The 12,187-nt window shown below is 47.8% G+C and carries 15 protein-coding genes; 11 read left to right on the forward strand and 4 right to left on the reverse strand.

Going from position 1 to position 12,187, the window contains the following annotated elements; translation table 11 throughout:
* The coding region (locus tag RYL88_RS08055) for a S26 family signal peptidase (RefSeq protein WP_314990426.1) at positions 1 to 205 on the reverse strand (205 nt) is incomplete at its 3' end.
* Positions 206 to 208: 3 nt separating this feature from the next.
* A complete protein-coding gene (folD, locus tag RYL88_RS08060; RefSeq protein ID WP_314990429.1) occupies positions 209 to 1,060 on the reverse strand; it encodes a bifunctional methylenetetrahydrofolate dehydrogenase/methenyltetrahydrofolate cyclohydrolase FolD in 852 nt (283 codons plus the stop codon).
* A gap of 82 nt (positions 1,061 to 1,142) precedes the next feature.
* Between folD and RYL88_RS08065 the strand changes: the two genes are divergently transcribed.
* The 9 genes from RYL88_RS08065 to RYL88_RS08105 all read left to right on the forward strand — a co-directional run bounded on the left by RYL88_RS08065 (position 1,143) and on the right by RYL88_RS08105 (position 8,995).
* Positions 1,143 to 1,499 (forward strand): c-type cytochrome, encoded by a 357-nt coding sequence (locus RYL88_RS08065; protein ID WP_314990431.1) that lies wholly within the window; start codon positions 1,143 to 1,145, stop codon positions 1,497 to 1,499.
* Complete coding sequence (gene hemL, locus RYL88_RS08070; RefSeq protein ID WP_314990432.1) at positions 1,496 to 2,911, forward strand: glutamate-1-semialdehyde 2,1-aminomutase; 1,416 nt, start codon at positions 1,496 to 1,498, stop codon at positions 2,909 to 2,911. The genes RYL88_RS08065 and hemL overlap by 4 nt, the downstream gene beginning before the upstream one ends.
* A complete protein-coding gene (locus RYL88_RS08075; RefSeq protein ID WP_314990434.1) occupies positions 2,911 to 3,183 on the forward strand; it encodes an AtpZ/AtpI family protein in 273 nt (90 codons plus the stop codon). The genes hemL and RYL88_RS08075 overlap by 1 nt, the downstream gene beginning before the upstream one ends.
* The gene (locus tag RYL88_RS08080) at positions 3,180 to 3,938 is read left to right on the forward strand and encodes a potassium transporter TrkA (RefSeq protein WP_314990436.1); all 759 of its coding nucleotides are present in this window, start codon (positions 3,180 to 3,182) and stop codon (positions 3,936 to 3,938) included. Before RYL88_RS08075 ends, RYL88_RS08080 begins: the two co-directional genes overlap by 4 nt.
* On the forward strand, positions 3,928 to 5,124 hold the full coding sequence (locus RYL88_RS08085; RefSeq protein ID WP_295140698.1) for an MFS transporter: 1,197 nt from the start codon (positions 3,928 to 3,930) through the stop codon (positions 5,122 to 5,124). The genes RYL88_RS08080 and RYL88_RS08085 overlap by 11 nt, the downstream gene beginning before the upstream one ends.
* A 30-nt stretch (positions 5,125 to 5,154) precedes the next feature.
* A complete protein-coding gene (locus RYL88_RS08090; RefSeq protein ID WP_314990438.1) occupies positions 5,155 to 6,852 on the forward strand; it encodes a flagellar hook-length control protein FliK in 1,698 nt (565 codons plus the stop codon).
* 2 nt (positions 6,853 to 6,854) lie between these two features.
* A complete protein-coding gene (locus RYL88_RS08095; protein ID WP_297968908.1) occupies positions 6,855 to 7,124 on the forward strand; it encodes a FlhB-like flagellar biosynthesis protein in 270 nt (89 codons plus the stop codon).
* A 508-nt stretch (positions 7,125 to 7,632) separates the two neighbouring features.
* On the forward strand, positions 7,633 to 8,196 hold the full coding sequence (locus RYL88_RS08100; RefSeq protein WP_314990441.1) for a CheB methylesterase domain-containing protein: 564 nt from the start codon (positions 7,633 to 7,635) through the stop codon (positions 8,194 to 8,196).
* Positions 8,189 to 8,995 (forward strand): protein-glutamate O-methyltransferase CheR, encoded by an 807-nt coding sequence (locus RYL88_RS08105; protein WP_314990443.1) that lies wholly within the window; start codon positions 8,189 to 8,191, stop codon positions 8,993 to 8,995. Before RYL88_RS08100 ends, RYL88_RS08105 begins: the two co-directional genes overlap by 8 nt.
* A 131-nt stretch (positions 8,996 to 9,126) precedes the next feature.
* On the opposite strand, the gene RYL88_RS08110 is transcribed toward RYL88_RS08105, so the two are convergent.
* Both RYL88_RS08110 and RYL88_RS08115 read right to left on the reverse strand, forming a co-directional pair.
* Positions 9,127 to 10,329 carry an MFS transporter gene (locus RYL88_RS08110; protein ID WP_314990444.1) on the reverse strand — a complete coding sequence of 401 codons (1,203 nt, stop codon included), beginning with the start codon at positions 10,327 to 10,329 and terminating at the stop codon, positions 9,127 to 9,129.
* Between the two features lie 38 nt (positions 10,330 to 10,367).
* Complete coding sequence (locus tag RYL88_RS08115; RefSeq protein WP_297968900.1) at positions 10,368 to 10,814, reverse strand: copper resistance protein NlpE N-terminal domain-containing protein; 447 nt, start codon at positions 10,812 to 10,814, stop codon at positions 10,368 to 10,370.
* 107 nt (positions 10,815 to 10,921) lie between these two features.
* On the opposite strand from RYL88_RS08115, the gene RYL88_RS08120 reads away from it, so the two are divergent.
* Together RYL88_RS08120 and RYL88_RS08125 are read left to right on the forward strand one after the other, a co-directional pair.
* The gene (locus tag RYL88_RS08120; RefSeq protein ID WP_009493831.1) at positions 10,922 to 11,842 is read left to right on the forward strand and encodes an SPFH domain-containing protein; all 921 of its coding nucleotides are present in this window, start codon (positions 10,922 to 10,924) and stop codon (positions 11,840 to 11,842) included.
* On the forward strand, positions 11,839 to 12,187 hold a 349-nt coding region (locus RYL88_RS08125), incomplete at its 3' end, for a nodulation protein NfeD (RefSeq protein WP_314990445.1). The genes RYL88_RS08120 and RYL88_RS08125, both read left to right, overlap by 4 nt.

The following is a 12,187-nucleotide window of genomic DNA, read 5'->3' on the forward strand; positions in this document are numbered from 1 at the left end:
CCTCGATCCACGGAATGCGCGGAGTCGAGATACCGTAGCTAAATTTTTTAACAAAAAGATGATCGCCAACTAAAAGCGTGTCCTTCATCGAACCTGACGGTATCACGAAAGCCTGCGCGACAAAGAAAATCACGAGCAAGACGATGATGACCGTGCCCGTCCAGCTGTTTGAAAAATCCAAAAATTTATTAAACGCTTTTTTCAAAATTTATGCCTTTTTCGCGCGGTTTTTGGCCGATTTTATGGTGTTTGACAGTAGCATCGCGATAGTCATCGGACCTACGCCGCCTGGAACGGGCGTGATGAACGAGCATTTAGGCGCTACCTCGTCAAATTTGACGTCGCCTTTTAGCTTGCCGTCGTCCATGCGGTTTATGCCCACATCGATTACTACCACGCCATCCTTTACCATATCGGCCGTTACGAAATCAGCCCTGCCGATAGCGGCTACGAGGATGTCGGCATCTGCGCAAATTTCTTTTAAATTTCGCGTTTTGCTATGCGTCACGGTTACGGTCGCGTTGGCGTTTAGCAGTAGATTTGCCATCGGTTTGCCTACTATGTTGCTGCGTCCGATCACGACGGCGTTTTTACCCTCTAAATTTATATCGTAGGCTTTAAAAATTTCCATTATGCCTAGCGGCGTGCACGGTACGAACCCGTCAAGCCCGCTAGCTAGTTTGCCGACGTTTATCGCGGCAAAGCCGTCCACGTCTTTTGCGGGGCTAATGGTTTCTAAAATTTTATTCGTATCTATATGCTTTGGCAGCGGCAGCTGAACTAGGATGCCGTCGATGCCGTCGTCTAAATTTAACACGTCTATTAGCGCGATTAGCTCGCTTTGCGTCGTGGATTCCGGCAAGCGGTGCATTACGCTTTTTATCTCGCAGGCTATGCAGGCTTTTTCTTTTGCCGCGACGTAGGTTTGGCTGGCTTTATCCTCGCCGACCAGTATCACGGCAAGCGCCGGCTCTATGCCTTGATTTTTCAAATTTAACGCTTCGTTTTTTACTCTTTCTTTCACCTGCGCGCTTACGTTTTTTCCGTCTAATATCGTCATTTTCGTCCTTTATTACTTTTTAATCGCAAAGATTGTATGATAGCTAATTTTAGATTAAATTTACGAAAAAGCGAAAGAATTTATGAAAATTTGGCTGATTTTGGGGCTACTTTGCGGCGCGACGTTTGCGAGCGATTTTATCACGAAAAACGAATACGCGAAGATGCTCTATCAAAACCCGCGCGGCATCGGCTGCGATAAGTGTCACGGCAGCGGCGGCGAGGGCAGCGTGATCGCAAAATACAAAGAAGAAAATAAAAAAACCAAAGTAAAAGAGGAAAAGGAACTGGTAGCTCCCAGGATAAATAATCTTGATTTAGAGACGTTTAAAAAAGGCGTACTTGGCGCAAGGAGCATGATGCCTAGCTACTTTTTAACCGACGAAGAGATAAATTTGCTTTACGAATACGTGATAAATTTCAACAAGGATAAAAAATGACGAACAAAGAAGCTTTTGAGCTAGCCAAAATTTATATCCCGGGCGGCGTGGATTCGCCCGTTCGCGCGTTTGGCAGCGTCGGCGGCGAGCCTTTTATAGTAGATCGCGGCGAGGGCGCGTATCTAGTCGATATCGAGGGCAACCGCTATCTGGACTTCATCCAGAGCTGGGGGCCGCTTATCTTCGGGCACTGCGACCCTGATATCGAGAGCGCGGTGATAGCGACGGCTAAAAAAGGACTAAGCTTCGGCGCTCCGTCAAATTTAGAAACAAGGCTTGCTAAACTAATCTGCGACGAGTTTCAAAACGTGGAAAAAGTGCGTTTCGTAAGCTCGGGCACCGAGGCCACGATGAGCGCGATACGCGTGGCGCGCGGCTTTAGCGGCAAGGACGGACTGATAAAATTTGAAGGCTGCTATCACGGGCATAGCGACGCGCTTTTGGTAAAAGCGGGCAGCGGCGCTACGACGTACGGCAATGCTTCAAGCGGCGGAGTGCCTGCCGATGTGGTAAAAAACACGTATCTAGCGCGCTACAACGATTTAGAAAGCGTACGGGCGATATTTGAGGCAAATAAGGGCAAAATAGGCGCTCTAATCATCGAGCCTATCGCCGGAAATATGGGGCTAGTGCCTGCTAGCAACGAGTTTTTAAGCGGGCTTAGACGCCTTTGCGACGAAAACGGCGCAGTTCTGATATTTGACGAGGTCATGAGCGGATTTCGCGCGAGCAGGCGCGGATCGTTCGAATTTAACGGTATAAAGGCCGATCTAGTAACGTTTGGCAAGGTTATCGGCGGAGGCTGCCCGGCGGCGGCGTTTGGCGGACGAGCCGCTATCATGGACTGCCTAAGTCCGCTAGGCGCAGTGTATCAAGCAGGCACGCTAAGCGGCAATCCCGTAGCTATGGCCGCAGGCATCGCGAGCCTAAGTAAAATTTTTGCCGACGACGGTTTATACGCCGAGCTAAGTAAAAAGGCTAATTTGCTAATGAGAGGCTTTGCCGAGGCCGCTAAAAAGCACGGTATCGCGCTGCAAACGACGGTGCGAGGCTCGATGTTCGGGTTTTTCTTTAATCAAAACGAGGTCAAAAACTACGACGACGCGCTAAAAAGCGACGTAAATTTATACGCCAAATTTCACGCAAGTATGCTAAAACGCGGCGTTTATCTAGCGCCTAGCCAGTTTGAGACGGGCTTTGTTTGCAAGGCGATGAGCGACGAGGATATAGTTTTTGCCGTTAGGGCCGCAGACGAGAGCTTTGACGAGATCACGGACGAGATGCACGACGAGCACGAGAGGATGCAAGGCGTAAAAGCCAGGATCGCCGAGCTGGAGGAGCGGCTAAAAGAGGCAAAACTAGAGCGAGAAAAGATAAAAGAGCAGATAAAAAACAGTTGGGGATTTGTCTGATGGCTAGGATAAATTTAGGCGAGATCGTAAAAGGCGCCGAGCAGCTAAGCCTGGGCATCTCTATCGTCGTAGCGATTATTATCGGCTCGGGCGCGGGGTACTGGATCATGAAGGAAACAGGCTGGACGTGGACGCTGTTTGCGGGTATAGCCGTCGGTATAGCCGCAGCCGCGCTAAACGTCAAAAAGGCCTACGACGCACAGATAAAAAGCCTTGAGCAGCTAAAAGACGAGAGTAAATTTAAACCCGCAAAGGACGAGGACGATGAGTGAATTTTAAGCTCCTTGCCGTTTACGGCGCGTTTGAGGCTTTGTTGTTGCTGAGTTCTGCAGTATTTGGCCGCGCGTGGTTTTATAGCTCGCAGGTTGCTTTTGCGGGCTCGCTTTTGGTGTTAGCCGCAACCTTTAGAGCCTACAAAAAACGCGTAGAAAACGGAGTGCGAGACTATGACGCCTCCGCAGAGGACGATATAGACGAGTGGGGCGAAAATCACGAGGAGTTTCCCGATCGCCCTGCGGAGGCTAAATTTTACGGGCATGACCCGCACCGCGAAGATGCTAAACGCTTGAACGCGTTAAATTTAGAGGACTACGCAAAAACGGACGCGGAATTTTACCAAGCGGCGCAGCTAAATTTAAATAGCGAAAATGAGCGGGTTAAATTTGACGCGGCAACAGAACAAAACGAAGCCGTGCAGGGCAAATTTGACGATCCAAATTTAAGCGGCGCAGATCAAAATAGCGAGTCAAATTTAAGCCGGGCAAACGAGTCAAATTTAAACGAATTAAATCAAAATAGCGAAGCTAAGCCCTCAAAAAAGCAAAATTTCGCGCGTAATTTAAAGCAAAATTCGCCCAACTACTTTACCGCATTCGTGCCGTTTCGGTTGATCGCGTATGCAGTTTTAGTCGTCGGATTTTTGGCGCTAAAAAGGCACGGCAACCTCGATATAGCCGCGTTTTTGGTTGCGCTTGCGGCGATGCCTGCGGGCGCTTTGATATATGGAGTAAGAAGCAATGAGAAATAGCTCGATAATAACGATTAGATCGATGTTTGCATTATTTGTAGGGATGGCGTTTTTGTTTGTAGGAAACGGCCTCATCATCAGCTCGGCCGGCGTCGAGCTAAAAAAAATGGGCGCGGACGAGCTTGAGACGGGATTTGTTATCGCGGTATTTTTCGTTGGAGCTATGATAGCTACGATATTTTCGCATAAAATCGTCTCAAAAGTCGGCCACATCAGGAGCTTTGGGATATTTGCGTCGCTTTTTGGTATCGCGGCGATGTTTCACGACCTTAGCCAAAATCTCTACTTTTGGGCGTTTTTGCGCGGGTGTTTGGGATTTTGCTACTACTCGATTTTGATGATAATCGAAAGCTGGCTCAACGCGCGCGCTAGAAACGAAGTGCGCTCGCGAGTACTGGCATTTTACGAGATCACGTTTTACGTATGTTTTGGGCTGGGTATTCTCGTGCTATCGCTAAATTTATCCACTTCTCACGTGCTTTTGCTTAGCGCGGCGTTTATTTTGTTTTCGAGTATTCCTTTAAATTTAATCCGCATCAAAGAGCCGCCGATCCCCGAAAAAAAGAGCGTCTCGATCCCGAAGGTCTTTGCGCTCGTGCCTTTGGCACTCATTACCAGCATCGTAGCGGGCATCCTCATAAACGGCTTTTTTGCGATGGCTAGCGTTTATATCCTGCTGCAAGGATACGGCGCGAGGGAGGTTTCGTTTTTTATGACCGTCGCGATGGCGGGCGGCTTTATCGCCCACTCTCTCATCGGCGGTTTTTCGGATAAATTCGGCCGCCGCCCCGCGATAATGTGCTGCGCGGGCGTGTCGCTATTTGCGGCTATTTGTTTTTTGGCGCTTAAGCCCTCCATCTACGCGCAGTACGTTTTGTCGTTTTTTTTGGGTTCCGGCGCTTTTTGCCTCTATGCGTTATCGCTTGCTCGCGCCAACGATGTTTTAAAACATAAAAATCAAGGCATCGAAGTAGGGCGCGCCGTGCTTTTTAGCTACTCTTTTGGCTCGCTTCTTTCGTCCGTGATAATGGGCGCTAGTATGAAAATTTTAGGCTTTGACGGCTTTATGTGGGTTTATGCGGCGCTGCTTGCGTTTCTCATCGCGTTTTGCCTCACGCAAAAGACCGTTCCGCTTGAAAGCAGGCGAGGCTTTGAGCATAGCCCCGGCACGATGGCCAATAGCTAATGAAAATCTCAAATTTGACGATATAGCCGTATGGAATCAGTAAATAACGCTATAAGCTCGCAAATCGCGACCCAGGCCGCCATCGGCGGCGCGCTACCCAAAACAGGCGGAGTAGGCGGCGCAAACGCCGGACAAACGGGGCAGGCGGGCGAAACCAAAAATCTTTTTAAAAATCAGCCCGCGCCCTCGCAAAATTTAGGCTCCGAAGCCGCGGATAACGCCGTAAAGGATCTAGATAAGCTCGTAAATAAGCTTTTAGACGAGCTAAAATCAAGCCCGACTCAGGCCAAAGAGCTAGCCGCGCAGGCTAAAAATCTCCAGCTCTCGCCAAATCTCGCAAAAGATATGAAAGGCCTCGCCGCGCTTGCCGAAAACGAGCCCGATCTAAAGGAATTTGCGCTTAAGCTAAAGGAGTTTTTAAAACCCGTCGCCGACATAAAAAGCGCGCCGCTAAACGAGCAGATAAAAAACTCGGGCATTATGCTGGAGGCAAATTTAAAGGACGCGCTAAACGGCAAATTTAACCTACCTAGCGCGATAAATAAGCTATTTGGCGATATAAAAAATCTCTCGAATCAGCAGCTTTTGGAGCAAATTTCAGCCTTGGCTAAGGATGACAGCCTAAGCACGAACGAGAGCTTTGCAAGGCTTGATCAAATTTTACAAAACGCTAAAACCGCAGCCAAGGATACGCTAGCGGGCTCGCCTTTTAAACAGCTTTTTGAGATCGCTGACAAGCTCGAAAATGCGGCTAAATTTATGGATAAACAAGCAAGCGCTATGAGCGGCAGCGGGCTAAGCCTAAACGAAAAAACGCTAAACGCCGAGCTAAATAAAGTCTCGCAGCTACTAGCAAACGCGGGCGAGAAAATGCAAAATTTAAACAGCGAAAAACTAAGTCAAAACAGAGGCTTTGCTTTAAATTTCGCCGAGCTAAAAAACGCGATAAAAGATCTAACGGACGAGCTTAGCGCGCTTGCGGCCTCGCAGGATAAATTTAACGATTTCGCGCAAAAAATCGTCCGAGACGGCGCGGAAGGAAGCGAGGGCGCGACGCTGCAAGATAAGCTGCAAAATGCGGCTAGAAAGTTAAATTTCGCCCTGCAAATCGCCGATAAAGCCGGCTTTGAAGCAAAAAACAACTTAGATGAAGTCGGCAAGCTAATAAAACAGCAAAACATCGCCCGCGGCGAGCTTGGCGCCGTGACGCCAAAAAGCGCCGAAGAGACGGCGAAAGTCCTGCAAAACGACGTAAAAAGCGCACTTTTAAACATGCAGTCAAAGTCCTCTGACGCTAGCTCCGTAAAAGACGCCGCCTCAAAGCTACTCGCTCAAATCGAGATGCACCAGCTAGCCTCCGCGGTCGCAGGCGGCGTGCAGACCTATCTGCCATACGTCTGGGAGGGCGTAGAGGGCGGAAACATCAGGTTTAAGCAGGGTAAAAAGCAAAAACACTACGCGCAAATCGACCTAAATTTTCAAAATTTCGGCCAAATCAACATCATGGTGGCGCTTAGCGAAAACAAATACATCGACCTTGCGATCGCGACGCAAAAAGAGGAGTTTAAGGAGCTCATCTTAAGCGGTGCGAAGGAGCTAAAAAGGGCTATCGGCGAGCAGGGCTTGATAGTGTCGAATTTTAGTCTAAAAACTATGCCTAAACTGCGCCTTAGCGGCGTTTACGGCGGTCTGGATAAGCTTGATATGGGCTTTGATAAAAAGGCGTAAATTTGGCAAAAGTGCAAAAAACTAAAAAAGCCGTGGCTCTTGGCTACAACCGTCAAAAAGATAATGCCCCTAGGGTGCTAGCTACGGGTTCGGGCGAAGTGGCGAAAAATATCATAAATCTAGCCAAGTCTCACGACATACCGATCAAAGAGGATGCCGATCTAATCGAGGTTCTAAGCAAGGTCGATCTAAACGAGGAAGTCCCGCCAAATCTCTATAAAGCAGTCGCCGAAATATTTAACTTTTTGTATCAAATGACGAATAAAAAATAGGGCGCTCGTGGCGAATACAAGCTTAAATTTGAGCGAGAGCTAGTAAATTTAAACGAAAAAGACGGTCGGGATAATAGTGGTTTTAGCCTTGCCTTTGTTGATTTTATTTTCGGCTCTTTTTTGCTAGCGGTAATGCTTCAAAAGGCGCAAACTACCCAAAACACGCACTAGAAAAAGCGGTAACGCACGATAAAAAAGAGCCTCGTCCAAAGAAGATAAAACCGCCTGCTATCAAGTAAAATTTGACGTAAATCTCGTAGCAAAAAGCCGTAAATTTGAAGATAAATACAAAAAAACGCATAAAATTTAGGTAAAAATGCTGCGATTAAAGTAAAATTTGACGACTATTCGGCTGCTGCCCCAAGCGCTAAAATCTCATCCAAATTTTATCGCAGCATCCAGTTATCATAAAATTATTTGCATTATTTTATGTATTTTTGCCTTATAGCTAAATTTAATACGAATAAAGATAAAATAGCCGTAAATTTAACTCAAAAACGGAATAAATTTGAAACAAAAATTGGTCTTAGTCGGCGCCTCGACGGGCGGTCCGGGACATTTAAAAAGGCTTTTTAAAGGGCTTGAGCTAAACGGAGCTAGCGTCGTTATCGCGCAGCATATGAGCCTGGCTTTCATCCCTAGTTTTATCTCGCAGTTTGACAAGGAGTGTGCGGCGCAGGTCGTGATGCTAGGCGCACCCACGCAGCTAAAAAGCGCGATATATATCTGCGAAAAAAACTCGGAGATAATCTCTGCTAGCCCCCTAACGGCAGGCATGTGCTCGCCGGCAAAGGAGACCACGTATAACCCCAACGTAGACGTGCTTTTTCACTCCGGCGTGCAGGCTTGTAAATTTGCCGACGTCATGGCGATCCTGCTAACTGGCATCGGCGACGACGGCGCGCGCGGGCTAAACGAGTTATATAAAGCCGGCGCTAAATGTATCGCTGAAAGCGAGGAGAGCGCGATCGTCTACGGCATGCCAAAACGCGCGAAAGAAATCAACGCAAATTTGAAGTCGCTACCCATCGGCGGTATAAGAGCGGAACTAGAAAGGTTTTTACATGCTTGAAAATGCAAATTTGACGCCCGCTCCCAGCGATGTGGCGGGGCTAAATAAATTCGTCGAAGTTATCAAAAATATGTGCGGCGTGGATCTGGAGTCCAAAAAGGACATGATAAAGCAGCGCCTAATAAATTTCTGCCAGGCAAACGAAATTCCAAGCTTTGAAGCGTTAAGTTCAAAAGTCGTCGTAGACCGCCTTATGAGGCAAGAAATCGTAAATTTGATCACCACGAACGAGACTTATTTTTACAGAGAGTTGCCGCAGCTACAAGCCGCGATTTATTACGCCAGAGAGGAGCTTGATAGCGTGCGGATACTGTGCGCGCCGTGCTCGACGGGCGACGAGGTATACTCGCTAGGTATGCTCGCGCACTCAAATTTGCTCGACGTAAACCGCGTTAGCATCGTGGGTATCGACATAAACTCCGAGGCTATCGATAGCTGTAAAAAGGGCGTTTATAGCGAGCGTTCATTGCACCGCCTAAACGACAATCAAAAAAATATCTACTTTACAAAACGCGACGGCAAGTACGAAATCAAGCGCGAGATGCTGCCTAGATGCGAGTTTAGCGTGGCAAATATCTTTGACGACGCGATCTTTAAGCTAGGCAAATTCGACATCATTTTCTCGCGAAATATGATGATTTATTTTAACGAGGAATTTAAGCTAAAAACGGTCGAGCGCTTTCATAAAATTTTGAGCGATCACGGCAGACTCTACGTCGGACATGCTGATTTAGTGCCGTTTACGACGCTTTATAAAAAGCATATTTCAAACGGAACGACTTATTACGCTAAGGCCTAGGCGAGGTAAATTTGGGTCAAATTCGGCTCAAATTTGCTTAAATTTGACGCGAGCGGACGGCTACGTTTTTGATGCGGACGGTAAATTTGTGTGTTTAAATTTGCCTTGCTAAACCCGCGCACAAAGCAAATTTACGCTAGCTCGTCTTTGTAAATTTTACGCACGAATATCCAATAAATCGCTCCTGCAAAAAACACGCAGCCTATCAGCGCCGTGATCAGCCAGAGGCTAAGCCCGAGCTCAAAAAACAGCCCTATACCGCTAGAAATCACCGCTGCGACGCCTAGATAAACCATATCGTTATAGGCGATGATGCGGCCGTAAAATGCGGGATCGCACTTTTGCTGGATGAGCGTGTAGGTGTAGCTCCAAAGCGTCGAGGTAAAAAATCCCGCACAGAAAATCCCGATAAATCCAATATAGAAGTTAAACTGAAGTGCGCTCCACGCGATGACGCCCAGCCCGTGACCGACGTAGATATAGACTAGGTTGGAGTTTGAGACGAATTTGCTAAGCACGAGCGGACCGACGATAAGGGCGACGGCGCGGCAGGCGTTTATATAGCCTATGATGAGCGATGCCGAGAGTAGGCCAGCGTACGGGTAGTCGGCTAGCAGAGCTACGAGCGCGTCGTAGCTGGTTACGCCAACTACCGCGTGCAACATGATGAGATGCGCGATGAGCGGATTTTGTTTTACGTATTTTAGGCCGTTTTTTAGCATCTCGCGGACTTTTTCGCCGCCTTTTTTGGCTCGCACGGCGATGTCTGTTTTAAGCAGGACGACAAGCGCAGCTCCGTAAAGAGCGCAGTCAAGCAAAAAGGCGCTTTTGATCCCGAAAAAATGGATATAAATGCCCGCTAGCCCCATGCCTGCGGTATATGAAAACGCCCAGATGAGCGAGTGGATCTCGTTTGCGGTTTTTATCTCGTCTTTGTTTAAAATTTTGGGAAACAGGCTCATCTCGACCTGAAAATAGGTTCCGCCGGCCCCGACTCTGATAAATATTATCGCAAATAGCAGCCACAGCAAGGAGAGCTTATCGATAAAAACGAGCATAAAAACCGTCGCCATCTCTACGACCGTGAGCGCTATTAGCATAGGTTTAGGACTAAATTTATCCACCACAATACCGCTAAAAGGCGATAGCAGCACGCCCGGCACGAAAGCAAGCGCTGCCGCCGCCGTGATAGCCCAAACGGGCGCGTCAAGCTCGATAAGTAGCGTGAAAATGCCCGTGTGCGAGAACCAAACGCCAAAATAACAAATCAGCTGTATGAGCGAGAGGCGCGCGAAAACGGGTTGCGTTTTTAGCAGGTCGATAAATTTATTCATTTTGGCTTCGGGTCAAATTTGAGCGCTAAATTTGCCGCTTAGTTAGCTTCTAGCTTTTTGTAAATGCGCTCCTGGGCGAAATTTTCTTTGATGAAGCTGTTTTGGTTGCTTATCTGGCGTAGCGTATCGCCGTTGATCTCGAAATTTAGCTTTTCGCGGTATTGATTCGTCACGCTTAGGGTGTTGCCCTCTATCTCGTAAATGCCCTTTTGCACCTCTCTTTGCGCGATCTTTTTTTGATAAACGGTGTCGATTTTAAACGTCCCGTCCGCGTTTAGGATTAGCGTGCTTTTTGAGTTTTCGCTACAACCGTCGCAAAACACCTTAGCCTCGTAAACTCCGATCAAATTTTCCTTATCTATTTCAGCACCGCACGTTTCAAAAACCTCCGTGCCGCCGCATTTTTTGTTATTTACGGCACTTCCGCCGGTCGCACAGCCTGCAAATATCATCGCAGCCGTAGCTAAAAATAAAATATTTTTCATGATTTATCCTTAAAATTTTGGCTAATTATACTAAAAATTTTCCGCTAAAATGGCGAAATTTTAGCAAAAAGCGGCTAGAATGATAAAAAATATTTTAAGGAGTAGTCATGGAAGAGAGCATCCCGTTTATCGTATTTGCCGTGGTCGTGCTGGCCTTTGCGGTCTTGTTTTTAAAAGCCGGTATTAAGATCATCTCGCAGTCTGATATCTACATCGTCGAGCGTTTGGGTAAATTTCACAAGGTGCTTGATGGCGGATTTCACATCATCATCCCGTTTGTAGATCAGATCCGCGCCGTGATCACCGTTAGAGAGCAACTAGTAGATATAACCAAGCAGCAAGTCATCACCAAAGATAACGTAAACATAAGCGTCGACGGCATCGTGTTTTTAAAGGTCGTGGACGGCAAAATGGCTCTGTATAACGTCGATAGCTACAAACGCGCGATCGCAAATTTAGCCATGACGACGCTGCGCGGCGAGATCGGCGCGATGAACCTTGATGACACGCTTAGCTCGCGCGACCGCCTAAACTCCGCATTGCAAAGAGCGCTCGGAGACGCCGCCGATAACTGGGGCGTAAAGATCATGCGCGTCGAGATCTCCGAGATCTCCGTCCCGCACGGCATCGAAGAGGCGATGAATCTACAAATGAAAGCCGAACGCGAAAAACGCGCGATCGAGCTAAAAGCGCAGGCTGAAAAAGAGGCGCTCATCCGAAACGCCGAGGCGCTAAAACAAGAAAAAGTATTGCAAGCCGAAGCCATCGAGCGTATGGCCGATGCGAAAAAATACGAGCAAATCGCGCTAGCGACGGCTCAAAAAGAGGCGATGGATATGATAAACGAAAGCATGGCGCAAAACGCCAAGGCAGCCGAGTTCCTGCTCGCGCGCGACCGCGTCGGAGCCTTTAACGAGCTAGCCAAAAACGGCTCGAAAGATAAAATTTTAGTCCCTTACGAAGCGACCGAGCTCATCGGCTCACTAAGCGTTTTAAAGGACTTTTTGGGCGCTAGGGCGGCGAAATGATACCCGCATACTTGATGTTAGCGGCCGGCGTCGGATTAGTCATGCTCGAGTTTATGCTCGGTAGCTTTTTCGTACTATTTTTCGGGCTTGGATTTTTAGCGGTCGGAGTTTTGGGATTTTTTATCGATATCGCTTGGGAGTATCAAATTTTACTCATCGCTACCACCTCGTTAGTCCTACTTTTTGCACTCAGAAAGCCGCTAAAGGCCAAATTTAATCAACACGAAGGCGAGGTCAAAGACGACTTTTTAAACGAGAGCGGCGAGGGCGAGATCAGAGAGGGTATGGTTTATTTTAAAGGTACTTTGTGGCGCTACGACGGAAATTTAGCCGAGGGCGCAAAGG

Source organism: uncultured Campylobacter sp., assembly GCF_963517995.1.
Lineage (GTDB): Bacteria > Campylobacterota > Campylobacteria > Campylobacterales > Campylobacteraceae > Campylobacter_A.